Below are 21,820 nucleotides of genomic sequence, written 5' to 3' on the forward strand. Positions count from 1 at the left end.
AGACGTCCCAGCCGCCGCGCCTCGGTGAGGAAATCCTGCGCGTCGATCACGTTTGCCGCGGCTTCAACAAGACGCAGGGCGAATTGCTCGTGCTCGACGATGCGAACCTGTCGCTGCGCGAAGGCGAGATCGTCGGGCTGCTCGGCCGTTCCGGCTCGGGCAAGTCGACGCTGCTGCGCATCATCGCCGGCCTGATCGAACCGACCGGCGGCGAGGTGACCTACCTCGGCAAGCCGCTGACCGGCCCGGCCGAAGGCGTCGCGATGGTGTTCCAGACCTTCGCGCTGTTCCCGTGGCTCACCGTGCTGCAGAACGTGGAAGCCGGCCTCGAGGCGCTCGGCGTCGGCGCGCGCGAGCGGCGCGAGCGCGCGCTGGCCGCGATCGACCTGATCGGTCTGGACGGCTTCGAGAACGCGTACCCGCGCGAGCTGTCGGGCGGCATGCGCCAGCGCGTCGGTTTTGCGCGCGCGCTCGTGGTCGACCCGACGATCCTGCTGATGGACGAGCCGTTCTCGGCGCTCGACGTGCTGACGGCCGAAACGCTGCGTACCGACCTGCTCGATCTGTGGACGCAGGGCCGCATGCCGATCAAGTCGGTGCTGATCGTCACGCACAACATCGAGGAAGCCGTGTTCATGTGCGACCGAATCCTCGTGCTGTCGTCGAACCCGGGCCGCGTGATCGCCGAGATCAAGGTGCCGTTCAAGCATCCGCGCAACCGGCTCGACCCGGCGTTCCGCAAGCTCGTCGACGACATCTACGCGAAGATGACGGCGCGCCAGACCGGCGAGGCGACGAAGAAGGGACTCGAACTCGGCAGCTGGCTGCCGCAGGTGTCGACCAACCTGATGGCCGGCCTGATCGAGACGCTCGCGATGGCGCCGTACCACGGCCGCGCGGACATGCCGGAAATCGCGCGTACGCTGCATCTGGAAGTCGACGACCTGTTCCCGATCGCCGAAGTGCTGCAGTACCTCGGTTTCGCGGACGTGCGCGAAGGCGATGTGTTCCTGACGCCGCCGGGGCGCGTGTTCGCGGAATTCGGCACGCAGGAGCGCAAGCTGATGTTTGCCGATCACCTGCTGAAGCACGTGCCGCTGGCGGCCCGGATCAAGAAGGTGCTGAACGAGCGCCCGGGCCATCGCGCGCCGCGCGTGCGCTTCGAGCAGGAGCTGGAGGATTCGCTGTCGGACGGCGCGGCCGAGGAAACGCTCGACGCGGTGATCGACTGGGGCCGTTACGGCGAGATCTTCTCGTACAACGACCAGACCGAGATCTTCAGTCTCGAGGACGTCGAGTCCTGATCGACGATGCCGGGCCGTCGGCCCGGCATTCGCAGGCGCCGCGCGTGACGCGGCGCGCATCGTCCGTTACTGCAGGTTCCCCCACCGGTCGACCGCCGGCTCCGCCGACGCCCACTTCCAGTGCGTGCCTTGCTGGCATGCATTCGCGAAATACCAGTCGGCCTTGTCGCCGTCCTTCACCGAGAACGCGAATTCCTTGCAGATCGCGAGCGCCGACGCGTACGCGCGCGTGACGCGCACTTCGCCTTCGCCGTTTTCCAGCGGCAGCGTGTTCTTCACCTTCCACGGCTTCACTTCGCCGACGGCCAGGCCGCCGGCCGTCTTCGCGATCGCGTCCTGCTGGTTCTGATGGAGTTGCTTCATCGTGCGGTTGACGGCCTCGTCGGTCGCGGCCTGCACGGCGATCCCGACGCCGACGCCGACCGCCGGATTCGCGGTGACGAGGCCCGTCGCCGCGCCGGCCAGCGCGCCGCTTGCCGCGCCGACCGAGCCGCAGCCGGACAGCGCGGCGGTTGCCGCGCACAGCGCGCCGATCGCCGCGAGACGGAGGGCGACGCTCATTGCAGCGCGCCCCAGCGCTCGGTCGCCGGCTCGGCGGACGCCCATTTCCATGCGGGGCCGTCGCGGCAGATGGTGGCGACGTAGAACGCCGATTGCGCGGCCTTGTCGGCCTTCGCCGGCGTGTCGACCGCGAACACGATTTCCTTGCAGTCGAGCGGGCCGACGCTGATCATCCGGCTGACCGTCACGCGGCCCTGTTCGTCGTCCTCGATCGGGAACGAGTGGTGCGTCGACCACGGCGCGACGCCGCCCACATCGAGCGGGCCGGCCGCCTTCGCGATCTGTTCCTGGGTGTAACGGTGGGCGACGCGCTGCGAGTACTGGACCCCGGCCCGCGCGCCGGCCACGGCGCCGAGGCCGATACCCGTCGCGACGGCGGCGTTGTTCGTGACCTTGGACGCGATCGCGGCGCCCGCGATACCGGCGCCGGCCGTCGCGCCTTCGCTGTACAGCGAGTTGCAGCCTGACAGCAGTGCGGCCGTGGCGATGACGGCCAGCACGATGCGCGCCGGCATGGCCCGACGCGGCGATTCGAAGCGAATGTTCATCCCTGAGTGCAAGTCCTGTCTGGGTGAGCGGCGGCGCATGCACGCCCTGATGCCGCATCATTGTTTCGCAATTGTCATAGGAAAATTGCAAAGCTTTGACAAATCGCCGGCCGGCATGCCGCGCGCACGCGCGGCGCTATTGTCGGATAGATGATTGGCGAGGGGTCGAAACGTTACAAATTGAAGGTAATTGTTACCTTGGCGTGCCGCGAACCGACCTAGACTGTTTTGCTATGGAATGTTTCTCCGACGGCCTCGAGCCGCGCCGCACATGAGACACCCAGCCATGCGCCGTTCAAAACGGTTGTCACACCGGCCGCCCGACGCGGGAGCAGACCGCCCGCGTCCGCGGACCGACGCGCCACCGGCGCCGCCCGCCGGCGCGCCCGACGAGACGCCGTCCGACGGCGATCACAACCAGGGCGGCGCTCGCCCGGAAGGGCTCGACTATCAACGCGACCTCGGTCAGGAGCAGGACGCTTGATGTCGTCGGCGTTGCATTCCACCGCCGTATTTCATTGCATTTCTCGGAACTGAATCGCCGCGCGGCCGCCTTCGGGCCGCCGCGCCCGCTTCGGCGCGCGCCGCGCGCGAGCTTATCGAATCGAGGAGGGAAACCGCATGAGCAGATTGATCGTGGTATCGAACCGTGTCGCCGCCGGCGAGGACACGCGCCCGAGCGCGGGCGGCCTGGCCGTCGGCGTGATGGACGCGCTGAAGGAAAGCGGGGGCGTCTGGTTCGGCTGGAACGGCGAGATCGTCGGCGCGCCCGACGCCGAACCCGCGATCCAGCGGGACGGCAACGTCACGTACGCGACGGTCGGCCTGACCCGGCGCGACTACGACCAGTACTACCGCGGTTTCTCGAACGCGACGCTGTGGCCGGTGTTCCACTACCGCGGCGATCTCGCGCGCTTCGATCGTCAGGAGTACGCCGGTTATCTGCGCGTGAACGCGATGCTCGCGAAGCAGCTCGCCGCGCTGCTGCGGCCCGACGACCTGATCTGGGTGCACGACTACCATCTGCTGCCGTTCGCGCATTATCTGCGCGAGCTCGGCGTGAAGAACCCGATCGGCTTCTTCCTGCACATCCCGTTTCCGTCGCCCGACATGCTGCGCCTCGTGCCGCCGCACGAGGAACTCGTGAAGTTCATGTGCGCGTACGACGTCGCGGGCTTCCAGACCGACGCCGACAAGCAGGCGTTCACCGACTATATCGAACGGCGCGGAATCGGCGCGGCCAGCGACGACGGGATGCTGCATGCGCACGGCCGTGTCGTGAAGGTCGCCGCCTATCCGATCGGCGTGCATCCCGACGCGATCGCGCAGGCGGCCGTCCAGTACGGCACGCGCAAGCCGGTGAAGATGCTGCGCGAGGCGCTCGACGGCCGCAAGCTCGTGATGAGCGTCGACCGTCTCGACTACTCGAAGGGGCTCGTGGAACGTTTCCAGTCGTTCGAGCGGATGCTCGCGAACGCGCCGGGCTGGCAGGGGCGCGTGTCGCTGTTGCAGATCGCGCCGCCGACGCGTTCGGACGTGCAGACCTACCAGGACATTCGCGAAACGCTCGAAGGCGAAGCCGGCCGCATCAACGGCCGCTTCTCGCAACTCGACTGGACGCCGATCCAGTACCTGAACCGCAAGTACGAACGCAACCTGTTGATGGCGTTTTTCCGGATGTCGCAGGTCGGCTACGTGACGCCGCTGCGCGACGGGATGAACCTCGTCGCGAAGGAGTACGTCGCAGCCCAGGATCCGGCCGATCCCGGCGTGCTGGTGCTGTCGGAGTTTGCCGGTGCGGCGGCCGAGCTGACCGGTGCGCTGCTCGTCAATCCGTACGACCTGTCGCAGATGGCGGAAGCGCTCGAACGTGCGCTGTCGATGCCGCTCGCGGAACGGCAGGCGCGTCACGAGGAAAACCTCGCGCGGCTCCGTGAAAACGACCTGTCGGTCTGGCGCGACACGTTCGTCGCCGACTTGCGCAGTGTCGCGGCGGCCGCGTCGGTCACGCGGCGCGCGGGCCGGCGCGTCGCGCATGCGTGAGTTCGCCCCGGGCGCGGGTGCCGAGGACGAAGAGACGGACGCCGCCGGCCGTTTCTTCGTCGTGACGGGCGGCCCGGGTTCGGGCAAGAGCACGCTGCTCGATGCGCTGGAGCGCGCCGGCTTTGCGCGCTCGCAGGAAGCCGGGCGCGGCGTGATCCGCGACCAGATGGCGATCGACGGCCTCGCGCTGCCGTGGCGCGACCCGGCGGCGTTCGCCGAGCTGATGCTGAGCTGGGAGATGCGTTCGTACCACCTCGCGCGGCAGGCGCGCGGGCCCGTGTTCTTCGATCGCGGCGTGCCGGACGTGGTCGGCTACCTGCGGCTGACGGGCCTGCCGGTCCCCGCGCACGCGGAAGCGGCGGCCCGCCGTTTTCGCTATCACCGGCGTGTGTTCATCGCGCCGCCGTGGCCCGACATCTATATGCAGGACACCGAGCGCCGGCAGGATTTCGCGGAAGCCGAGCGGACCTACGACGCGATGGTCGAGTGCTACACGTCGTACGGCTACCGGCTGATCGAGTTGCCGCGCGTCGGCGTCAAGGCGCGCGTGCGCTTCGTGATGGACGCGCTCGACGGCGCGTGACGCCCGTCGCGCGGTAGTCTCAGGTCGCCGTGTCCGGCCTTGGCGACGTGATGCGCAGCATGCTCACGACGGCCGCCACCGCCGCGAATGCCGTGGCGACATAGAGCGCGATCGTCGGCCCGCGATCGGGCGACAGCCCGAAAATCAGCGCGACCAGCGCGGCGCCGAGCGTCTGGCCGGTCAGGCGCGCGGTGCTCAGCATGCCGCCCGCGCCGCCGCTGCGCTCGCGTGGCGCGGACGACAGCATCGCGCGGTTGTTCGGCGACTGGAACAGCCCGAAGCCCGCGCCGCACAGCGCCATCCGCCACACGATGTCGACGGTGCCCGGATGCGCGCCGATCGTCGCGAGCGACAGCAGCCCGGCCGCGAACAGCGCGAGCCCGATCCCGCCGAGGATGCCGGCCGAATAGCGGTCCGACAGCACGCCCGCGAGCGGCGCGGCGAACACGATCACGAGCGGCCACGGCGTCATGTACAGGCCCGTCTCGACCTGCGAGAAGCCGAGCGAGTTCTGCAGCCAGAACGGCAGCGCGACGAACGCAAGCATCTGCGACGTGAACGATGCCATCGACGTGTAGATCGACAGCGCGAACATCGGGATGCGCATCAGGTCGACGGGCAGCAGCGGCGCCGGCTGCGACAGCTGGCGCTTCACGAAGAAGTAGCCGACGACGAACGCCACCGCCAGCTCGGCCGCGACGTACGCATGGCGTTCGCCGTGGCCGAGCCCGTCGACGGCCGTGATCAGCAGGCCGAACACGCACGCGTTCATCAGCGCGCTCGGGAAATCGTAAGGCGCGTCGTGCAGCGGGTTGGCCGGCAGCGCGCGCAGGCTGCCGAGGACCGCGGCGATGCCGATCGGCACGTTGACCGCGAACAGCCACGGCCACGATGCGAACGACAGGATCGCGGAGGCGACCGTCGGCCCGATCGCCGACGACAGCGCGACGACCATCGCATTGATCGACAGCCCGCGCCCGAGCATCGACGACGGGTAGATCATCCGCACGAGCGCCGCGTTGACGCTCATGATGCCGGCCGCGCCGAACCCCTGGATCACGCGCATCACGGCCAGCATCGGCAGCGAGCCGGCCAGCGCGCAGCCGAGCGAGGCCGCGGTGAACAGCGCGAGCCCGGCGATGTAGATGCGGCGATAGCCGATGCGCTCGCCGAGCGACGCGAGCGGCAGCAGCGTGATCGTGACCGCGAGCTGGTACGCGTTGACGATCCAGATCGATGCGGCGTCGGACGCGTGGAGGTCGCGCGCGATCGTCGGCAGCGCGACGTTCGCGATGGCGCCGTCGAGCACGGCGAGCGTGATGCCCAGGGCGACGCAGACGATCGCCCAGTAGCGTTGCGGAAGCGGCAGGCCGGTATCGGCGTTCATGACGGGAGCGAGAGCTTGGTTGTCCGCGCACCCGGTTGCCGGTTGCGTGCGCAACCATGCGCGAGGGTGGCGGCGATGAACGGCCCGCTCGGTGCGGCGGCACCGGAACGGGGCCGGTCGAGTGTATCACCGGGCCGCATGACGCGACGCCGGCATGCTCGGCCGCGGGCCGGCGCGGGCACTCAGCCTTCGAAGTCGAGGCCGCCGAGCCGCACGAGCGGATCGGCCTGCGTGCGCGACGCGAGATCGATGTCGCGCGCGCCCTGCCACGCGCCCAGCTTTCTCGGCAGCGCGGCCAGGTAGTGCTCGAAGCGCTGCGGGCCGTCCGGCTCCATCAGCCGCTCGATTTCGTCGGTGTCCCAGGTCAGCTCGAGATTCAGCGGATGCTCGAAGCCGCTCACATGCTCGTGCGGCGCGCTGCGGATCTGCACGCGCGTCGGATGCCCGTGGCCACCGTACGGGACGACGTCGGTCAGTACGTGCTCGGCGAAGAAGGCGGCGATTGCCTGCGCGATGCGCGGCGCGAATTCGGTATCGAAACGGCGGGCGGTTTCGGGCTGCATGAAGGCGTCTCCTGTGTGCCGAAAATCGTAGCACGGCGGCGCGGCGTTCCGGTGGGCCCGATGCCGGTAATCGCGCGTTACCACTTGCTGCATCTATTACGGCCGCGTGCCGCCACAATGCATCGCATCCAGTACCACTTCGCGTGGGAGTCCATCATGAAAAAGATTGCCGCAGTGTGTGTCCTCGCCGGTTCGCTCGCCATCGCGGGCCCGGCGTCCGCGCATGGCCGCGACGGCGGCGCCGTCATCGGCGCATTGATCGGCGGCGCGGTGCTGGGCGCGATCGTGACGTCCGCGATGAATCCGCCCGTCGCGTATCAGGCGCCCGCCTACCAGGCACCGGCCTATCAGCCGCCGACGTACTACCAGGCGCCGGCATACCAGCAGCCGGCGTATCCGACCTATCAGCAGGCGCAGTACCAGGACGACGGCCCGAACTATTGCTACGACCGTTACCAGCGCGCGTATGTGTGCGGTGCGCCGGTGCGGGGCGGCTACGCGCAGCCGGCCGGCTGGTAAGCGGGCGCACGCGACGCGTGAACGGACAGGGCGCCGGCAGGCCGGCACCCGCCGGGGTTCATTCGCGGGACCGGACGACAAAAGGCCCTCGCTTCATGCGAGGGCCGGTGCTTTTGTGCGACCGTCCGTTTGCCTGCGTGACGCGCGACCGGCCACCGGCGGGCCGTGCGCGGATACAAACGGTTGCAATTGCGCGTCAGTGACGATGGCCGCCACCGCCGTCACCGCGCCCGCCGCCGTCGTTCCAGTCGCCGCGGCGTCCGCCGCGTCCCCAGCCGTTGCCGCGGTTGCCGCGATCGCCGTCCCAGCGGTGGTAGTCGCGCCGGCCGCGATCCCAGTCGCGCCCGCCGCCACCGCCCCAGATGTTGACCGTGCCGTACACGGGCGACGGCGCGTACGCGTAGCCGGGATCGGAATAATAGGGCTGTCCGTAGCCGTATCCGGCGTCCGGGGCGACGACGCAGCCGGCCAGCAAGGTGGCGACGCCGGCGGCAGCAATGAGCTTCAGCATGATGTTCTCCGTTGGTTGCCGTATAAGTACCGCGCACGGGAACCGACAGCTGTTTGCAATTGTGTCCGCAAATTACAGCTCAGTAAGGTCTTGATGCGAAAGTGTTAGGATCCGGGGCTCTTTTGTTTTTCAGGAGCACATCGATGAAATTCGCGATCCGGGCCGCCCTGGCCGCTATCTGCGTAACGACTGCCGCCGCGTGCGTGGCGAGCCCCGCATCGGCGCCCGCCGTGCCGGCCGAGTCGATCAAGATGTTTCCGCAGGCGGCGGCCGGCCAGCAGCGCGTCGTGATCGGGCTGCCCGCGCTCGAGAACGAAGGCGATGCGCGTGTCGAGCTGATGATCGGCAAGACGCTGCAGACCGACTGCAACCAGCAATGGTTCGGCGGCGAGCTGACCGCCGAGGACGTGAAGGGCTGGGGCTATACGTACTACCAGCTCACCGACGTGAAGGGGCCGGCATCGACGCTGATGGCATGCCCGGGCCAGGCGCCGCAGCAACGGTTCGTGCAGATGCGCGGCGACGGACAGCTGCTGCGCTACAACAGCCGCCTGCCGCTCGTCGTCTACGTGCCGGACGGCTTCGAGGTGCGCTATCGCGTGTGGCATGCGTCGAAGGACGTGCAGCAGGCCACGAAGCAGTAAGCCACCCGCCGGCGCGGTTGCGTGCGGCAGTGTCCAGACGCTACGCGCCGCCCGTGCTGCCCGCACCGACGAGCGCGGGCCATGCGCCCAGCGCGGCCTGCGCGATGGCCTCCAGATCGCGGCGGCTCGCGCCGTCGCGCGCCTGGATCGACATGCCCTGTTGAACCGTCACGTAGTAACGGGCGATTGCATCGAGGTTCGCGTGCGCCGAGATCTCGCCGGTCGCGACGCCTTGCCGGAGACGATCCCGCAGCGCCTCGACCGTGCCCTCGCGCATCCCGATCAGCGTTTGCCGGACCGTGTCGGAACGTTCGGCCGGATGCAGCGCCGACAGCACGATCAGGCAGCCGGGCGGCTTCGAGCGCCGGGTGAACACGCGCGCCGTATCCATCAGGTAGTTCCGCACGGCGTCGTGTGCGCTGTCCGCCCGTTCGACGCCACCCCAGATTTCCCGTCCCTCCGTCGCGACGTAGTGCTCGAGCGCCTGCCGGAACAACGCTTCCTTGCTGCCGAACGCCGCATACAGGCTCGGCGACGCGATGCCCATCGCGGCCGTCAGGTCCGTCATCGACGCACCTTCGTAGCCGAGGCGCCAGAACACCTCCATCGCGCGATCCAGCGCCGCTTCCTTGTCGAAGCTTCTCGGTCGGCCCCGTTCAGCCATTGCGTCCATCCCTGCGTCGATTTCTGTATCGATCGATAAAATAAATCAATTGACTGTGCGACGCAACTCGCTACATTCTGTGTCGGTCGTTACATAAATAAGGAAAGGAACCGACATGAACCGACTTCAGGGCAAGCGTGCACTCATCACCGGCGGCAGCCGCGGCATCGGCGCGGCAATCGCGAAACGGCTGGCGGACGAGGGCGCGGACGTCGCGATCACGTACGAGAAATCGGCCGAGCGGGCGCAGGCCGTCGTCGCGGGCATCGAGGCGCAGGGCCGCCGCGCCGTCGCGATCCAGGCCGACAGCGCCGATCCGGTTGCCGTGCGCGACGCGGTCGACCGTGCCGCGGAGGCGCTCGGCGGCCTCGACATCCTCGTCAACAACGCGGGGATTTTCCGGGCCGGCGCGCTGGACGACCTCACGCTCGACGACATCGACGCGACGCTGAACGTGAACGTGCGCGCGGTGATCGTCGCGTCGCAGGCGGCGGCGCGCCATCTCGGGGAGGGCGGGCGCATCGTGTCGACCGGCAGTTGCCTCGCGACGCGCGTGCCCGATGCGGGAATGAGTCTCTATGCGGCGAGCAAGGCCGCGCTGATCGGCTGGACGCAGGGGCTCGCACGCGACCTCGGCTCGCGCGGCATCACGGTCAATATCGTGCATCCGGGTTCGACGGATACCGACATGAATCCGGCCGACGGCGAACACGCCAGTGCCCAGCGTTCGCGCATGGCGATTCCGCAGTACGGCAAGGCCGATGACGTCGCCGCGCTCGTGGCCTTCGTCGTCGGGCCGGAAGGGCGGTCGATCAACGGCACGGGCCTGACGATCGACGGCGGTGCGAACGCGTAAGGGCCGCGCCCGGCGGGATCCGGCCGGGCGGCGCGACGTTCGTTATCGGCAGCCGAGCCGTTGATGCTCGGTTTCGAGGTCGGCCCGTTTGTCGTAGGCGTGCAGTTCGTTGCGCGGCTTGCCGTCCGGGCCGACGCGGCGCACGACCTTGTGGCCGCGGTCGGGGGCGTGCGTGACCGCGTCGATGCGCGCGGCCAGTTCGCGGCAGCGTGCGTCGGGCGATGTGCTGTCCCGAAGTGGTGCTGCCGCCGTCGTGACGTTGGCGATGCCCGGGCTGACATAGCGCGGCGTGGCGCGAGCCGTGCCGATATCGGTGTCGGTGGCGTTCGCCGTGCAGGTCAGCGCCGAAAGGGCGGCCAGTGCCGCGATGGTTCGAATCATGATCGGGTCCGGTGCGAGCGAAGGTTCGGGATTCTACGCAATGCGCGGTGCCTCACCGTGGTGCACGGACAAAGTGCGATCACATGTCGCATGACACGGCGATGAATCGGAGGGGCGCGCCAACGGTTCGTGCGTCGGACATACAGTGCGCCGGGGCGGACGAAGGCCTCATTTACAAAGGCGCGACGCATCCTTAGGATGACGCCACCTCCGGTCCGTCAGAAATCCTATGCATATAGTCGATCGCGCGATGCTCGCCGCGCTTTGCCTTGGCGTTGCCGCGTGCGGCGGTGGCGGCGACAGTGCGGCGCCGCCCGCGCAGACCGTTGCGGGCACACCCGTTCCGCCGGCATCGCCTGCCGAGCCTGCCAGCGCGGCGTCCGGCGGCTCGCCGTCGTCGGCGAATCCCGCCAGCCCCGTGCCCGCGTCCACCGCGGCCGGTACGACGCCCGGCGCGGCGCGCGCGCCCACGCAGGGTGCCAATTCCGGGCTCGTCGCGGATGTGACCGTCTATCCGGCAGCCAACGGCGGCGATCAGGCCGACGCGCTGCAAAAGGCATTCGACAGCCTGAAAGCCGGCCAGCGCCTCGTCATCTCGCCGGGGCGTTACGTCGTCGGGCATTCGCTCACGGTCAGCGTGCCGCAGGCGGTGATTTCCGGATACGGCGCGACGCTGGCCGCCACGAATCCCGCGGACCAGACGATCGTGATGAGTGGCACAGGTTCGACGCTCGTGGGCGTGACGCTGGTCGGTACCGGCACGACGCGGCTCACGACGCCGGCCTCAACCAAGGTCGACGTGACCGGTGCGGGCGTCCAGGTGCTGCGCGTGACGATCCAGGGCGGCGCCAGCGCCGGGATCTTCGTGTTCGGCGGCAGCGACGTCGCGATTGTCGGCAATACGGTGAGCGCCACACTGGCGGACGGGATCCATACGACCAACGGATCGATCAACGTGCTCGTGCAGAACAATACGGTGACGGCCACCGGCGACGACATGATCGCGGTCGTCAGCTATCGGGGGGACGGCCGCGTCAGCAGCAATGTGCTGATCGACCATAACGCGGTGTCCGGCAACGTGTGGGGGCGCGGCATGGCGGTGGTCGGCGGCCAGGCCGTGACGATCTCGAACAATACGGTCGACGGCGTGCAGAAGGCGGCGGGCATCCTGGTGGCGCAGGAGGACAGTTGGAACTCGTTCGGTGCGTCGAACGTGATGATTAGCGGCAACGTCGTGACCAACATCCAGAACTCGAACGCGAACAACGGGCTGCAGCCGACGCAGCAGGCGGCGCTCGAACTGGACACGTCGACGGGCACGGTGACGAATGTCGCGGTGACGGGCAACAGCGTGTCCGGCTCCGGTTATGCGGGTTTCCGGGCGTATGGGAACGTGTGCTCGTTCAGCGTGACGGGGAACACGTTCTCGTCGATCGCCGGTTCGCCCGTGTCGCTGCTGGCGAGCGGGTGTGCGGCGAGCCAGATGGTCGTCGATGCGAATCGGTTGGGCGATGGCAGCTTGCTGGCGCAGCCGGCGGGGGTGTCGGCTGCGAAAGGGGCGTTTTCCGTGACGGGGGCGGATGCGAGTTTGATGCCGCAGGTGAGGACGGGGTTGATGTGAGAGCGGACTGGGCAGGGTGAGGCTGGCGGGGGGAATGTTGGTCCCCCGACAGAATTCATGTCTGTACGATGGGATTTGGCTTGAGAGATATTTTTTGTAATTGTGCCCCCAAAAATGCCCCGAACGATTCGGCGCTCACTCAGAGCACGATGCGCGAATCGCCCGATACAATCATTTGGCGGCACGTAAGCGCCGCCCTCAGCAGGCCGAAGTCCAAAAAACGCAACATTGAGAGAGACCACTTTATGAAACGGATCATCGCAGCCCTGCTTTGTGCCGCCTTGGTGGCGCCCACCATCGTCCTCGCGCGCGGTGGCCACTATGCCGGCGGCCACGGATCTTCTCACAAGGGCGGCAAATACAAGAACGCTCGCACCGGAGATCGTTACGAGCATCGCAAGTAGCCCCCTGGGATAGAGCCGCCTGTAGGGGCTCGTTCGATAGAGGAGTGCTCGCCATCTTGGTGATCACGCCACTCGAAAATGGGGAACAATCCGGGCTGTCCCAAGCGAGCAGGAAAGGGGGGAAAGTAGGGGAAATTCCTTGAAAACTTGGGCAGGCAACCGCATAATAGTCCCGTAGCGGTATCACGGTTTAAATACGCCTGGACCAGCCCTGCGACAAATCGATACCGTCAATCGTAAGCGTACTGTAAGTACGTCAGGCCCGGGTACCACCTCTTCTCAATAGCCTCCCTTGCGGAGGCTATTTTCATATGGCGAAAACAATATACTTGGACGAGAGCGGGTGTCTGGGCTGGAGCCTCGACCAGCCATACGGCCGCGGGGGATCGAGTCGCTATTTCACGTTAGCCGCCGCCGTAATCCCTGACGACCATGAAAAGGCGCTGAATCGAGTCATACGTGGCCTGTACAAGAAGAGGAGGCGGTCCACGGACAATGAATTAAAGTCCGTATCGCTATCGTCCGGTGAACGTGACCATTTCGCTACGCAACTTTCTGGGATCAAGCAAAACTATCCTGGCATCACGTTTGCGACAATCACCGTTCGAAAAGAGCATGTCCAAGATGGCTTCCGGCGCCATCCAAATGGCCTGTATAACTACATGGTGAAATTGCTCCTCCTCAAGCTTATGGCTCAGGAGGAGGCGGTGCATTTCATTCCTGATGCGCGCACAATTAAGGTAGAGCTCAAGCACTCGATGCACGACTACCTACGGACCGAACTGGCCGCATGTGGGTCGGGAGCGTTCTTACAAACTACACCGTGGGAAAGCAAGGACTGCCTTCCGCTGCAATTTGTCGACATTCTGGCTGGCGTTGTATGGGGGCACCATGAGTTCAAGAGTAGCCAGGCGTACAAGACGCTCAGTCCACACGTGATGCAGAAGAGTTTGTTTTTCAACCCACCTCAACCAGAGCCATTGTGGGTCGACTATGCGCCATATCGCTGGTGGATCAACAACCAAGGCTGACGACGCCCCTGCCTGTTCGCACTCCCCGCCTCGAGCGGGGCTTTTCATATCTGCCTCCGTTTGATCGGCCTGCTATGCTGAACTCCTTTGCCCTCCAACTCGGCTCGTTCGTCATCTATCTCGGCGTGCTCGCGGGCGCGATATGGGCTGGTGTGCGTGCACGCCGACTGAGCGGGCGTTTTTGGGTCGGCGTGCTGACGTTCGTCGTTCTGTTCTTCGGAGTTAGTGCCCTTCTCGCGCTCGGCGGGTTGCCGGCACCTGGCGGCTATGCGAATGACGATTGATGTGATTTGCCGAGTCTAAGGAGGCGTTACCGCAGCGCCGAAGTCGCTCGCATGCGTCGAGCATGGCGCGGAGCGAATGCCATCACTGCTGTGCGCGTTTGAGCTTCGGCATGAGAGTTGATTCGACGACAAGCATCGTACGTCGACGCTCGCGCGTGGCGGGGTGCGCGGTTCACGTGCATGTCGTGCACCAATTGCTACCGTGACGTCGCGCAGCGCTATGTTGGACCGACGAGACATCTGGATGCGACCATTGCATGATGGACTATATCGATTCGTGCGTTTTGTCAGAGGCGCGGGCCCTAATTGCCGACGCTGGTATGGCCGATTTCCTCCCGGCAAGTGCGGCGCCGGCGAGTACTGGCGGTGAACTGGTTGCGATCGATTTGATCGATTCGCCTCGGAGGAATGCTGGCACTCCAAACTTCAACAAACCCGATCCTGACAGGCCTGGCGTGATTCGAAGCACGAGCATCCTAGACGCAGTGAGGGATGGTGTTCCATTGCCGCCATTGATGCTGTACCAACGGTCAGGGGAACCACGCTACGAATTGCTCGCAGGGTTTCATAGGTATCACTTGTTTGCAGCACTCGGCTATACGCATGTGTACGCCGAGGTGACAAACTGGAAGCTCGAATAGTGATTTCGCCGCGGCGAGGTTGCTACTGAGCAATCTATTTCCTTCCATGAACTGAGTAGTACTCCTAGAAAATTGAAGTGTGGCGACGGACGAGCCTCGATGTCGGTGGCGGCTCATGACCTTTCATAACTGCTTGTCTCGGGGCTGTGATATTTCTTGACATTAGACCCTAGGGGTCTAATATTGTGTTCGTGTGGTAGTGCACTTTGCGCAGCCCTCATCCCGAAAGGAAAGACCATGAAGTTCCTGTTTCACGCTCGCCCATTCGAGGCACACCGCAATGCTGTACATCCCCCCGACGACGAAGAACCTTGCCGATCTCAAGCACGAGCTGGGATATACCGGTAAGCAGCTTGCCGAGCTATTCGGCCTAGCTGGCGATCACCAGTGGCGCAAATATACGGGCGGAAACACACCGCGCCCAATGGGGCCGCAGATGCTGTTCTTTGCGGCGGCTCGGCTTGAATTGGATGAAAAGACGCTCAATCGCGTACTTAAACGTATGCAGGACATCGGCGCGACCATCGATCTCAACGCCGAAGTGCTGGACTCCACCCACGAGGAATAACTGCGATAGCGGCAGCTTCGCAGCGTCGCCGTTGTCGCGAGGAGTGCCTTGCTGTGGGGCGCCGAATACGATATCCGGCGTCATCGTGCAGAGTCATTTCGACGTATCTAGCAACGAAGAGCGGCGGCCAAGGTGTTGGCGCACCAAGACCGCCTGACCGCAACACGACCTGTAATGGAGGTTCGTATCATGGCTAACGCAGATTCTACCGAACGCGTTCTCATAGACGGATTTGAACCTGTGTCCGTCGATGACATCGAATACACCGCAAACATCACCTACGAGCAGGCCGAGGCGATGAGTGCAATCTTTCGCAGCATTTCCCGGCTGACGAGCGACCGCGAAATCAAGGTTCTTTGTGAGCACGGTGCTCTGCAAGCAGACCTACAGGCGAACGATATCGATGGAATTCGCGAAAGAGCGGCGAAGGCGGGTTTCGACGCGCGCGGGGTTCGTCATGGCAAGTAGCAACTCTACCGAAGCACAGTCTGGCACGCCGCCTTTACCGCGCATGGCCGACCATGGGCGAATGAACGAAATCGAGAACAACGCGCTTAAGTTACGTGCACTGCTGTGGAACATGCATCGCGATGCCGCGGCAGCAGCCGGCAGAGAAGAGGACGCCACGCTCTTGTGGCTGGCGAGTGACCTTGTCGGCGATATTTTGCGCGTCGCCGGTGAGGCGGATTGCATGCAGTAATTTGGAGATATGGATCTCTATGGTCCGGCGCTGCCAAGGGAGCTTCGGATCGAAAGCGTGAATGAAGGCCCATCACTGATCCACCTCCCACGAGCACCATGAAGCCCCGCCTGCGCGGGGCTCTTTAGTAGCGCATCAATCTCGTGTCCGTGGCTGACGCTTCGGCTTCTCTCGATTGTCTAGCGCCCCAACGACCTTTTCCGCGATGTGCTCAGCGAACAAATCAAGTGTTCGATCGTCGATATGAAGGCCCCCATCTTCGCCGCCAGTCGAAAAGCTCGCTTCCAATCGGGCAACCACTTCCGCGGTCAAGGACCGTCTCTTTTGGGTTGACGCGGCATCCAACCGCTCTTTCAATTCGAGCGGGATGCGAAGGTTGATTTGCGGATCGTCTCGGGCCATGCGGGCATTGTAATGTAGCACCGTGCTTGAAATCAATAAAGCACCGTGCTACATTTCGATCAAGGCGATTCAACAGAGGCGGTTCGGCGCTTCAGACGACCATGCAAGAAGAACAATTCCTCATCCGCGATCGAGCCTACGGCGTGTGGCATCGGACGCGTTCGATCAGCCGGTTCATCGGCACACGTGAGGCCAAGGCATTGACGATGGCTGATCTGGACAGTGTGCTTTTTGTCGAGTTCGGTTGCTCGAACAAGCTGCCTCTGGCACTGGTAGAGGTCGCACGAGACATCGGACAAGACAAGGCAACCGGTGTGATCCACCAGCTTGCACGTATGGCTGGGCTTCCGGCATTCGTGGCTCTATACAGTCCAGCGTCGAAGGCAAATCCGGCCAGCCCCGCTTGGCACGATATTGAAGAATTTCGGGTGCGGCGCGTATGGCCGAAACCCGAAAAACGTTGGCGCCGGCTGTCACCAGCCGAATGGGCCGCTGCGCTCGTTCAGATTCGGGATTGGCAGCTCAAGCGCTTCTCGTCACAACACGCCGCCAATGACTCGGCGTACTAGGGGAACAACATGCGAATCAATCAAGAATCGTCTCCGGCATCTTCCGGCGCAACGGTATCTGACGACAACGATGCTGTCCGAGTGCGGCAGTGGAGAGCGGGGGACAACGCCGCGGTGAAGCATGTTAGAGAGCTGTTGATGACCAAATCAGCGGAAGCATGGAAGATCTATAACGTACTCTCCTTCATGGTAGAAGCGCTTCCCGAAGACAACCCGGGCGAACTCCCAGTGCATTGCACTCTTGTCGACCTTCGTGAAGAGATCGAGAAGCTGGCAAGCGGATTGATGGAAATCACTGACAATGGGACGGTGGCTACCGCGAGTTGATCTAACGGCAGTTGGAGTTGGCTCCAGCGGCACCGTCAGATCGACCGCAAACTGAGCTATCGCGCCACGCTTGTCACACCGGAGTCGATACGTTCACGAACATCTTGTGGCGGCTCATTTTCCGATAGGCGAGCCACGAACAGACACCCTTGATTAGCCCGACGGGGCGAAAACCGGTTCCCTCGCCGGCCGTCAGGGGTGCCCGACCTCTGAGGGGATTGCGCGAGGGCGCATGATGGGTTTGAACTCCGGACCGCCTATTGCCGCCGACGATCTCCAAGCGTTGATGGCTTTCCCCACCGATGAAGCCGCGCGTAGAGCGTTCGGCCTCTACCTTCGTCACGATCGCGCGGCACTGAAGGGGGAGCGTATCGGGTTATCCGCGGAGGATTACCTGTTTCTGACTTCCTGCTCACAGGTGTCCCGTCCAGAGATATTGGAGCGAGTTAAGAAGGCGACAAGGCGAGGCATGGCGGCCGCTTGGCCGTTTGTCGATATGTTCCAGTCCCCCGCCGATTCCAAGCCGTCGCTTGCGAAGGCTTATCGCAAAGCGCAAGAGTTCAAGCAGGCGAACTACGCGGACACGAAGAAGCGTCTTACGGACGTGTACCCGGACCTGGATTCGGACCAGATGGAGCGGAAGTACTTCGAGGAAGTGAAACGCGAGTTTGCTACCGTCCTGCATTTCTGGATGGCGCATCTGATCATAAACTCGGCGACCGACCGTGGGCCGGATGCCAGTGATCCACAACAATTCCTCAAATTCTTGCTGGGCGCGGAGCGGTGCGCGGAGTACCTTGCGTCCATCCGGTATTCAAACCGGCATCCGGCTATCGACGTTACCAAACTTCATCGAATCCCCATCATCGCCCGCTGAGCCTTATCGGGCGGGGCTTCGATAGGGAAAGTGAAGTTCCCTCACTTCATCGCCTGTTTAGGTTCTGACATCTTGTCACGCATGCAAACGACGCCAAGGAGCGACAAAGCATGCGTGCAAATGCCGAAACCAACAAGGCCCTCGCGACGCTTCCCGCGGTCGGCTTCTCACGCTGGAATCAGCTTCAGCTGTTCATTCCGGTGAGCCGTGAAACGTGGCGCAAGTTAGTGAAAGAAGGTCGCGCCCCGCAGCCGCAGCGCTGGACTGAACGGTGCACGGTTTACAGCAATGAGGAAGTGCACCGCTGGATGAAGAACCCAGCCGCCTACCAAGCGCAAGCGATGGCTGCTGCGTAAGGGGGCGTCGATGACAAACAATAAAAAAGCCGCGACCCTCGAAGGTGCGGCTCAAAACAAAGCTCAAGCCCACTATAGCAGCAACGATGCCGCAGCTCAACGGCATCGAATTCTTGATTTCCTGCATCAATACGGCTCGCTATCGACGTTAGATGCGCGGCACAAAATTGACGTCATGCATCCGGCGGCGCGGATCATGGAACTGCGGCGCATCGGGGTCGAGATCTCGACTGTTTGGACCCAGGAAGCTACGCCCGAAGGTAGTTGGCATCGCGTTGCACGCTACCACCTGATGCGGGAGGTAGCGGCATGACGCGGCCGTCATTCCAGTTCTATCCAGGCGACTGGCAGGCGAACAGCAACCTCCGACGCTGTACTCATGCTGAGAAGGGCGTCTGGATCGACGTGATGTGCCTCCTGCACGATTCCGAAGAGTACGGCGTTCTCCGCTGGCCGCTCAAAGAAATTGCGCAGGCGATCGGTGCTCCGCTCGCGATGCTCAGATCGATCATCACCAAGGGCGTGCTGAAGGGAGCCGACAAAGGGCAGACGTGTGCTGCGTTCATCTACGTTCCGAGATCCGGTCGACGTGACGGTGATCCCGTAACGCTCATCGCGGAGCAGGAAGGGCCGATCTGGTACTCCTCGAGGATGGTCAAGGACGAGCATGTGCGCTCGGTCCGTGGTGAGTCGTCTCGCTTCCCAATCGATGGCGATGATGCACTGAAGGCAGCACCAAAGGTGGCCTTGGGCGATAGCACCAAAGCTTCACCAAAGCCCCCCTTAGGTGACGGCTCTTCATCTTCATCTTCATCTTCGTCTTCAAACAAACAAAAACAACGCGCTCCGCGCTTCGATGCGCAGGCGCATCTCGAGTCTTTCGGCGTTCCGCCTGAGATCGCGAAGGACTGGCTTGCAGTTCGCAAAACCAAGCGTCTGGCGCCGACTGTGACGGCTTTCGATGATGCAAAAGCCGAGGCAGACAAGGCGGGGATCTCGATGGCGGACGCAGTGCGCACCTGCGTCATTCGTGGATGGGGAGGCTTCAACGCATCGTGGTTGAGCGAGCCGTCCGGACGCGTTAATGGCCATCAGGCCGAAGGGATCTTCGGATGATAGCCATGAAGCCGCGCTTCCCCCGTAACTCGGCCGAGCTGATAGCTATGCGCAAGAGCGGCAACGTGCCGGAACTACCGGTGTTGGTCACGCTTGTCGGCCCGTTGTCATGGGCGAATGTGACGCTCAGCGCGACGCCAAGCGAGCGTTACGACTGGCGACCGGTTACAGCATTGGACGTCGAGGTGTTCGCGTCCATACACGTGCCGTGGAGTGACCTTCTGAGCACGCTGTCGGATATCGCCGCTGCAGTACCTGACACGCTGGTGCTGACCTTCCGCGAAGGTCCGCGTGTGCATTGCGGCGAGGCGCATGTTGTCCCTGGACAGGATTTCGCGCTGTTTGACTGGTTCCCGATGGCGATCGCACCGATCTGTTGGCCCGCGTCGCACGTACTTGCTCGACGCCTGTTCGACGTATTGGGCGACACGATTCCGAATCCGTACGACGACGCCTGCGACCTCGCAATGCAGGTGGTCGCCGAAGCTCATGAGAATGCCAAGGAGGTGGCCTGATGGCCCGAACGATTCCCGATTCGATCGACTGGAACGCCTATCTCAACGATACAGACGACGGCCGAGCGGACGTGCGCCGCGCGAGCGAGTTTATCGAGGACCTGGTCGAGCACCTGCACAGCCCGAAGGAAGTCGCGCCCGGTACCGAGTCGCCTTGGGCCACCGTTGGCGATTCGCTCCGCTTCCGCGAGGGCGAGGTGACGCTGTGGGGCGGCGTGAACGGCCACGGCAAGTCCGCCGTCCTCGGCGAGGTGATGCTTCATGCCATGTCGGCCGGCGACCGGGTATGCATCGCGTCGATGGAAATGCGCCCGATCGCGACGATGGAGCGCCTCGCGCGCCAGGCGGCGGCCACTGATAAGCCGGCTCCTGAATTCATCCGCGGCTTCGGTCGCTGGACGGACGAGCGGCTTTGGCTGTACGCCCACGTTGGTACCGTGGAACGAACCCGCATGCTCGCCGTAGCCCGGTACTGCCGCAAGGAGCTTGGCGTGCACCACGTCGTGATCGACAGCCTGCTCAAGTGCGGCATCGCTCCGGACGACTATGGCGGCCAGAAAGCGTTTGTCGATTCGCTGTGTTCGCTGGCGCGCGACACCGGCGTGCACATCCACCTCGTGCATCACGCGCGCAAGGGCGAGAAGGAAGCCGTCGTGCCGGACAAGTTCGATATGAAGGGCGCCGGCGAGATCACGGATTTGGTGGACAACGTTCTGATCGTCCATCGCAACAAGTCCAAGGAGGCGCTGCTCCGCAAGGAGATGCTTTCTGACGAGAAGCGCGAAGAAGCCGAGCAGCAGGCCGATACAGCGTTGATCTGCGCGAAGCAGCGCCACCACACGTGGGAAGGCACCGTGCGCCTCTGGTTCGACATGGCCAGCCTGCAGTTTCGTGACGTACGTGCTGGCGGCGCGCGGTATCTGGATCTGCATTCCGGTACGTGGATGCAGGGCTGGCAGCGGTGATTTGGGTCGCTGAGACTGAATTTAGCAGGAGAAAATCAGGGCAATGACCCAGTTCAGGAAAGGGCAGAGCGGCAATCCCGCGGGGAAACCGAAGGGTGCGCGTGACAAGCGCACGGCGCTGCGCGAGTTGCTCCAGCCGCATGCCGCCGATTTGGTGAAGAAGGCCGTGGAGCTGGCGCTGGCCGGCGACACGACGGCGCTGCGGATTTGCATCGACCGGTGCATCCCGACGATCAAGGCGAAGGATCAGCCAATCAGCCTCAAGAGCTTGGGTGGCTCGCCAGCACAGATGGGCGAAACAGTTTTACGGGCGATGGCGGCGGGAGAAATCACGCCCGATGAGGCAGCCGCAGTGATGCAGGTCGTTACCGCGCAGATGAGGATTGTCGAGGTCGATGATCTTGTGAAACGCATCGAGGCTTTGGAGGGCAACGGCGATGGCGAGCAACAACAATCTTAAGGCGCGCGTTGCGTGCTTGGAACAACGACGGGACACGAGTGATCCGCCGATCATCATTCGCCGAATCATCGCTTCGGAAGACGAAAGCTATTTCGACGGCGTTACGGTGAATGGAGCCTATGTGCCGTGTGCACCCGGTCAGTCTGCATCCGAGTTGGAGCAGCAGTTGATCGCGGAAATCAAGCGTCAACGTGTAGCAGGCAGGTTTCTCGTTCGCAAGGAGAGGGCCGGCGCCGTAACCAACGCGGGACGACATGCCGAGTCGTGATCATTGGAGAGCAATGCAATGGCAAACATCAACCTCAGAACGCGTGTTGAGCGCCTCGAGCAACGGCAGCCTGAGTCGTACGCCGTAGACACGATTGTGATTACTGACCTCGAGGATAAGGAGTGCCTCCCGCACCTCATTTGGACGCTTGG

At 64.0% G+C, this 21,820-nt stretch carries 33 protein-coding genes; 25 read left to right on the top strand and 8 right to left on the bottom strand.

Annotation, left to right across the window (positions count from 1 at the left end):
• Positions 1-1,304: ABC transporter ATP-binding protein (locus tag HWX00_RS25845; protein WP_244131195.1), on the top strand; the 1,304-nt coding region annotated here is incomplete at its 5' end.
• A gap of 66 nt (positions 1,305-1,370) precedes the next feature.
• Here HWX00_RS25845 and HWX00_RS25850 read toward each other — a convergent pair.
• Positions 1,371-1,865, bottom strand: a complete 495-nt coding sequence (locus HWX00_RS25850) for a hypothetical protein (protein ID WP_034190695.1) — start codon at positions 1,863-1,865, stop codon at positions 1,371-1,373.
• On the bottom strand, positions 1,862-2,413 hold the full coding sequence (locus HWX00_RS25855; protein ID WP_034190696.1) for a hypothetical protein: 552 nt from the start codon (positions 2,411-2,413) through the stop codon (positions 1,862-1,864). Before HWX00_RS25855 ends, HWX00_RS25850 begins: the two co-directional genes overlap by 4 nt.
• Before the next feature lie 286 nt (positions 2,414-2,699).
• Here HWX00_RS25855 and HWX00_RS36975 point away from each other — a divergent pair, with 286 nt between their 5' ends.
• The 3 genes from HWX00_RS36975 (at position 2,700) to HWX00_RS25865 (ending at position 5,039) form a co-directional block, all read left to right on the top strand.
• Entirely contained in the window at positions 2,700-2,897 is a 198-nt protein-coding gene (locus HWX00_RS36975; protein WP_080287933.1) for a hypothetical protein, read from the top strand.
• A 137-nt stretch (positions 2,898-3,034) separates the two neighbouring features.
• Positions 3,035-4,456, top strand: a complete 1,422-nt coding sequence (gene otsA, locus HWX00_RS25860; RefSeq protein ID WP_034190697.1) for an alpha,alpha-trehalose-phosphate synthase (UDP-forming) — start codon at positions 3,035-3,037, stop codon at positions 4,454-4,456.
• Complete coding sequence (locus HWX00_RS25865; protein WP_059558215.1) at positions 4,449-5,039, top strand: AAA family ATPase; 591 nt, start codon at positions 4,449-4,451, stop codon at positions 5,037-5,039. Before otsA ends, HWX00_RS25865 begins: the two co-directional genes overlap by 8 nt.
• A gap of 19 nt (positions 5,040-5,058) precedes the next feature.
• On the opposite strand, the gene HWX00_RS25870 is transcribed toward HWX00_RS25865, so the two are convergent.
• Both HWX00_RS25870 and HWX00_RS25875 read right to left on the bottom strand, forming a co-directional pair.
• Entirely contained in the window at positions 5,059-6,426 is a 1,368-nt protein-coding gene (locus HWX00_RS25870; RefSeq protein WP_034190698.1) for an MFS transporter, read from the bottom strand.
• Positions 6,427-6,608: 182 nt separating this feature from the next.
• Positions 6,609-6,989, bottom strand: coding sequence for a DUF5594 family protein (locus tag HWX00_RS25875; RefSeq protein WP_034190699.1), 381 nt, complete (start codon positions 6,987-6,989; stop codon positions 6,609-6,611).
• 117 nt (positions 6,990-7,106) lie between these two features.
• Here HWX00_RS25875 and HWX00_RS25880 point away from each other — a divergent pair, with 117 nt between their 5' ends.
• Entirely contained in the window at positions 7,107-7,508 is a 402-nt protein-coding gene (locus HWX00_RS25880) for a hypothetical protein (protein WP_175027596.1), read from the top strand.
• A gap of 196 nt (positions 7,509-7,704) precedes the next feature.
• Here the strand turns inward: HWX00_RS25880 and HWX00_RS25885 are convergent, their stop codons facing one another.
• Entirely contained in the window at positions 7,705-8,019 is a 315-nt protein-coding gene (locus HWX00_RS25885) for a hypothetical protein (RefSeq protein WP_034190701.1), read from the bottom strand.
• Between the two features lie 143 nt (positions 8,020-8,162).
• Between HWX00_RS25885 and eco the strand changes: the two genes are divergently transcribed.
• Positions 8,163-8,663, top strand: a complete 501-nt coding sequence (gene eco / locus HWX00_RS25890) for a serine protease inhibitor ecotin (protein WP_175027595.1) — start codon at positions 8,163-8,165, stop codon at positions 8,661-8,663.
• Between the two features lie 40 nt (positions 8,664-8,703).
• On the opposite strand, the gene HWX00_RS25895 is transcribed toward eco, so the two are convergent.
• Entirely contained in the window at positions 8,704-9,327 is a 624-nt protein-coding gene (locus HWX00_RS25895) for a TetR/AcrR family transcriptional regulator (protein WP_175027594.1), read from the bottom strand.
• Positions 9,328-9,442: 115 nt separating this feature from the next.
• Between HWX00_RS25895 and HWX00_RS25900 the strand changes: the two genes are divergently transcribed.
• Complete coding sequence (locus tag HWX00_RS25900; protein ID WP_049032606.1) at positions 9,443-10,183, top strand: SDR family NAD(P)-dependent oxidoreductase; 741 nt, start codon at positions 9,443-9,445, stop codon at positions 10,181-10,183.
• 42 nt (positions 10,184-10,225) lie between these two features.
• Here HWX00_RS25900 and HWX00_RS25905 read toward each other — a convergent pair whose 3' ends face one another.
• Positions 10,226-10,564: a hypothetical protein gene (locus HWX00_RS25905; RefSeq protein WP_175027593.1), complete on the bottom strand. Its 339-nt coding sequence runs from the start codon at positions 10,562-10,564 to the stop codon at positions 10,226-10,228.
• Between the two features lie 502 nt (positions 10,565-11,066).
• Here HWX00_RS25905 and HWX00_RS25910 point away from each other — a divergent pair.
• From HWX00_RS25910 to HWX00_RS25945, 8 genes are all read left to right on the top strand, one after another.
• Positions 11,067-12,185, top strand: a complete 1,119-nt coding sequence (locus tag HWX00_RS25910; protein WP_059558214.1) for a right-handed parallel beta-helix repeat-containing protein — start codon at positions 11,067-11,069, stop codon at positions 12,183-12,185.
• A gap of 245 nt (positions 12,186-12,430) precedes the next feature.
• Positions 12,431-12,589 (top strand): hypothetical protein, encoded by a 159-nt coding sequence (locus HWX00_RS25915; RefSeq protein WP_175027592.1) that lies wholly within the window; start codon positions 12,431-12,433, stop codon positions 12,587-12,589.
• A 311-nt stretch (positions 12,590-12,900) separates the two neighbouring features.
• Positions 12,901-13,620: a DUF3800 domain-containing protein gene (locus HWX00_RS25920; RefSeq protein WP_175027591.1), complete on the top strand. Its 720-nt coding sequence runs from the start codon at positions 12,901-12,903 to the stop codon at positions 13,618-13,620.
• Between the two features lie 74 nt (positions 13,621-13,694).
• On the top strand, positions 13,695-13,904 hold the full coding sequence (locus tag HWX00_RS25925; protein ID WP_175027590.1) for a hypothetical protein: 210 nt from the start codon (positions 13,695-13,697) through the stop codon (positions 13,902-13,904).
• Positions 13,905-14,161: 257 nt separating this feature from the next.
• Positions 14,162-14,545, top strand: a complete 384-nt coding sequence (locus HWX00_RS25930; RefSeq protein WP_226194186.1) for a hypothetical protein — start codon at positions 14,162-14,164, stop codon at positions 14,543-14,545.
• Positions 14,546-14,825: 280 nt separating this feature from the next.
• Positions 14,826-15,113 carry an XRE family transcriptional regulator gene (locus HWX00_RS25935; protein WP_175027589.1) on the top strand — a complete coding sequence of 96 codons (288 nt, stop codon included), beginning with the start codon at positions 14,826-14,828 and terminating at the stop codon, positions 15,111-15,113.
• A 189-nt stretch (positions 15,114-15,302) separates the two neighbouring features.
• Positions 15,303-15,581 (top strand): hypothetical protein, encoded by a 279-nt coding sequence (locus HWX00_RS25940; protein WP_175027588.1) that lies wholly within the window; start codon positions 15,303-15,305, stop codon positions 15,579-15,581.
• 61 nt (positions 15,582-15,642) lie between these two features.
• Complete coding sequence (locus HWX00_RS25945; RefSeq protein WP_175027587.1) at positions 15,643-15,813, top strand: hypothetical protein; 171 nt, start codon at positions 15,643-15,645, stop codon at positions 15,811-15,813.
• Between the two features lie 135 nt (positions 15,814-15,948).
• Here the strand turns inward: HWX00_RS25945 and HWX00_RS25950 are convergent, their stop codons facing one another.
• On the bottom strand, positions 15,949-16,215 hold the full coding sequence (locus HWX00_RS25950; RefSeq protein ID WP_175027586.1) for an Arc family DNA-binding protein: 267 nt from the start codon (positions 16,213-16,215) through the stop codon (positions 15,949-15,951).
• A 101-nt stretch (positions 16,216-16,316) separates the two neighbouring features.
• Here HWX00_RS25950 and HWX00_RS25955 point away from each other — a divergent pair, with 101 nt between their 5' ends.
• From HWX00_RS25955 to HWX00_RS26000, 10 genes are all read left to right on the top strand, one after another.
• Positions 16,317-16,784 carry a hypothetical protein gene (locus tag HWX00_RS25955; RefSeq protein WP_175027585.1) on the top strand — a complete coding sequence of 156 codons (468 nt, stop codon included), beginning with the start codon at positions 16,317-16,319 and terminating at the stop codon, positions 16,782-16,784.
• 9 nt (positions 16,785-16,793) lie between these two features.
• On the top strand, positions 16,794-17,111 hold the full coding sequence (locus HWX00_RS25960; protein WP_175027584.1) for a hypothetical protein: 318 nt from the start codon (positions 16,794-16,796) through the stop codon (positions 17,109-17,111).
• A gap of 232 nt (positions 17,112-17,343) precedes the next feature.
• Positions 17,344-17,988 (top strand): hypothetical protein, encoded by a 645-nt coding sequence (locus tag HWX00_RS25965; protein ID WP_175027583.1) that lies wholly within the window; start codon positions 17,344-17,346, stop codon positions 17,986-17,988.
• Positions 17,989-18,098: 110 nt separating this feature from the next.
• A complete protein-coding gene (locus tag HWX00_RS25970) occupies positions 18,099-18,344 on the top strand; it encodes a helix-turn-helix transcriptional regulator (protein WP_175027582.1) in 246 nt (81 codons plus the stop codon).
• 10 nt (positions 18,345-18,354) lie between these two features.
• Complete coding sequence (locus HWX00_RS25975; protein ID WP_175027581.1) at positions 18,355-18,657, top strand: helix-turn-helix domain-containing protein; 303 nt, start codon at positions 18,355-18,357, stop codon at positions 18,655-18,657.
• Positions 18,654-19,460 carry a hypothetical protein gene (locus HWX00_RS25980; RefSeq protein WP_175027580.1) on the top strand — a complete coding sequence of 269 codons (807 nt, stop codon included), beginning with the start codon at positions 18,654-18,656 and terminating at the stop codon, positions 19,458-19,460. Before HWX00_RS25975 ends, HWX00_RS25980 begins: the two co-directional genes overlap by 4 nt.
• A gap of 5 nt (positions 19,461-19,465) precedes the next feature.
• Positions 19,466-19,975 carry a histidine ammonia-lyase gene (locus HWX00_RS25985; RefSeq protein ID WP_226194184.1) on the top strand — a complete coding sequence of 170 codons (510 nt, stop codon included), beginning with the start codon at positions 19,466-19,468 and terminating at the stop codon, positions 19,973-19,975.
• Positions 19,975-20,940: an AAA family ATPase gene (locus HWX00_RS25990; protein WP_175027578.1), complete on the top strand. Its 966-nt coding sequence runs from the start codon at positions 19,975-19,977 to the stop codon at positions 20,938-20,940. Before HWX00_RS25985 ends, HWX00_RS25990 begins: the two co-directional genes overlap by 1 nt.
• 43 nt (positions 20,941-20,983) lie before the next feature.
• Positions 20,984-21,400 (top strand): DUF5681 domain-containing protein, encoded by a 417-nt coding sequence (locus HWX00_RS25995; RefSeq protein ID WP_175027577.1) that lies wholly within the window; start codon positions 20,984-20,986, stop codon positions 21,398-21,400.
• On the top strand, positions 21,378-21,668 hold the full coding sequence (locus tag HWX00_RS26000) for a hypothetical protein (RefSeq protein WP_175027576.1): 291 nt from the start codon (positions 21,378-21,380) through the stop codon (positions 21,666-21,668). Before HWX00_RS25995 ends, HWX00_RS26000 begins: the two co-directional genes overlap by 23 nt.
• Positions 21,669-21,820: the final 152 nt, after the last annotated feature.

This window comes from Burkholderia seminalis DSM 23518 (assembly GCF_902832885.1).
GTDB lineage: Bacteria > Pseudomonadota > Gammaproteobacteria > Burkholderiales > Burkholderiaceae > Burkholderia > Burkholderia seminalis.

Excerpts from the sequence above, each read along its gene's own strand:
- HWX00_RS25875 (WP_034190699.1), bottom strand. The coding sequence starts at position 6,989 with ATGCAGCCCGAAACCGCCCGCCGTTTCGATACCGAATTCGCGCCGCGC.
- HWX00_RS25905 (WP_175027593.1), bottom strand. The coding sequence starts at position 10,564 with ATGATTCGAACCATCGCGGCACTGGCCGCCCTTTCGGCGCTGACCTGC.
- HWX00_RS25915 (WP_175027592.1), top strand. The coding sequence starts at position 12,431 with ATGAAACGGATCATCGCAGCCCTGCTTTGTGCCGCCTTGGTGGCGCCC.
- HWX00_RS25970 (WP_175027582.1), top strand. The coding sequence starts at position 18,099 with ATGCGTGCAAATGCCGAAACCAACAAGGCCCTCGCGACGCTTCCCGCG.
- HWX00_RS25985 (WP_226194184.1), top strand. The coding sequence starts at position 19,466 with ATGAAGCCGCGCTTCCCCCGTAACTCGGCCGAGCTGATAGCTATGCGC.
- HWX00_RS25955 (WP_175027585.1), top strand. The coding sequence starts at position 16,317 with ATGCAAGAAGAACAATTCCTCATCCGCGATCGAGCCTACGGCGTGTGG.
- HWX00_RS25945 (WP_175027587.1), top strand. The coding sequence starts at position 15,643 with ATGAACGAAATCGAGAACAACGCGCTTAAGTTACGTGCACTGCTGTGG.
- HWX00_RS25865 (WP_059558215.1), top strand. The coding sequence starts at position 4,449 with ATGCGTGAGTTCGCCCCGGGCGCGGGTGCCGAGGACGAAGAGACGGAC.
- HWX00_RS25995 (WP_175027577.1), top strand. The coding sequence starts at position 20,984 with ATGACCCAGTTCAGGAAAGGGCAGAGCGGCAATCCCGCGGGGAAACCG.
- HWX00_RS25975 (WP_175027581.1), top strand. The coding sequence starts at position 18,355 with ATGACAAACAATAAAAAAGCCGCGACCCTCGAAGGTGCGGCTCAAAAC.
- HWX00_RS25965 (WP_175027583.1), top strand. The coding sequence starts at position 17,344 with ATGATGGGTTTGAACTCCGGACCGCCTATTGCCGCCGACGATCTCCAA.
- HWX00_RS26000 (WP_175027576.1), top strand. The coding sequence starts at position 21,378 with ATGGCGAGCAACAACAATCTTAAGGCGCGCGTTGCGTGCTTGGAACAA.
- HWX00_RS25855 (WP_034190696.1), bottom strand. The coding sequence starts at position 2,413 with ATGAACATTCGCTTCGAATCGCCGCGTCGGGCCATGCCGGCGCGCATC.
- HWX00_RS25850 (WP_034190695.1), bottom strand. The coding sequence starts at position 1,865 with ATGAGCGTCGCCCTCCGTCTCGCGGCGATCGGCGCGCTGTGCGCGGCA.
- eco (WP_175027595.1), top strand. The coding sequence starts at position 8,163 with ATGAAATTCGCGATCCGGGCCGCCCTGGCCGCTATCTGCGTAACGACT.
- HWX00_RS25920 (WP_175027591.1), top strand. The coding sequence starts at position 12,901 with ATGGCGAAAACAATATACTTGGACGAGAGCGGGTGTCTGGGCTGGAGC.
- HWX00_RS25960 (WP_175027584.1), top strand. The coding sequence starts at position 16,794 with ATGCGAATCAATCAAGAATCGTCTCCGGCATCTTCCGGCGCAACGGTA.
- HWX00_RS25925 (WP_175027590.1), top strand. The coding sequence starts at position 13,695 with ATGCTGAACTCCTTTGCCCTCCAACTCGGCTCGTTCGTCATCTATCTC.
- HWX00_RS36975 (WP_080287933.1), top strand. The coding sequence starts at position 2,700 with ATGCGCCGTTCAAAACGGTTGTCACACCGGCCGCCCGACGCGGGAGCA.
- HWX00_RS25950 (WP_175027586.1), bottom strand. The coding sequence starts at position 16,215 with ATGGCCCGAGACGATCCGCAAATCAACCTTCGCATCCCGCTCGAATTG.
- HWX00_RS25935 (WP_175027589.1), top strand. The coding sequence starts at position 14,826 with ATGCTGTACATCCCCCCGACGACGAAGAACCTTGCCGATCTCAAGCAC.
- otsA (WP_034190697.1), top strand. The coding sequence starts at position 3,035 with ATGAGCAGATTGATCGTGGTATCGAACCGTGTCGCCGCCGGCGAGGAC.
- HWX00_RS25885 (WP_034190701.1), bottom strand. The coding sequence starts at position 8,019 with ATGCTGAAGCTCATTGCTGCCGCCGGCGTCGCCACCTTGCTGGCCGGC.
- HWX00_RS25930 (WP_226194186.1), top strand. The coding sequence starts at position 14,162 with ATGATGGACTATATCGATTCGTGCGTTTTGTCAGAGGCGCGGGCCCTA.
- HWX00_RS25980 (WP_175027580.1), top strand. The coding sequence starts at position 18,654 with ATGACGCGGCCGTCATTCCAGTTCTATCCAGGCGACTGGCAGGCGAAC.
- HWX00_RS25900 (WP_049032606.1), top strand. The coding sequence starts at position 9,443 with ATGAACCGACTTCAGGGCAAGCGTGCACTCATCACCGGCGGCAGCCGC.
- HWX00_RS25940 (WP_175027588.1), top strand. The coding sequence starts at position 15,303 with ATGGCTAACGCAGATTCTACCGAACGCGTTCTCATAGACGGATTTGAA.
- HWX00_RS25990 (WP_175027578.1), top strand. The coding sequence starts at position 19,975 with ATGGCCCGAACGATTCCCGATTCGATCGACTGGAACGCCTATCTCAAC.
- HWX00_RS25870 (WP_034190698.1), bottom strand. The coding sequence starts at position 6,426 with ATGAACGCCGATACCGGCCTGCCGCTTCCGCAACGCTACTGGGCGATC.
- HWX00_RS25880 (WP_175027596.1), top strand. The coding sequence starts at position 7,107 with ATGCATCGCATCCAGTACCACTTCGCGTGGGAGTCCATCATGAAAAAG.
- HWX00_RS25895 (WP_175027594.1), bottom strand. The coding sequence starts at position 9,327 with ATGGCTGAACGGGGCCGACCGAGAAGCTTCGACAAGGAAGCGGCGCTG.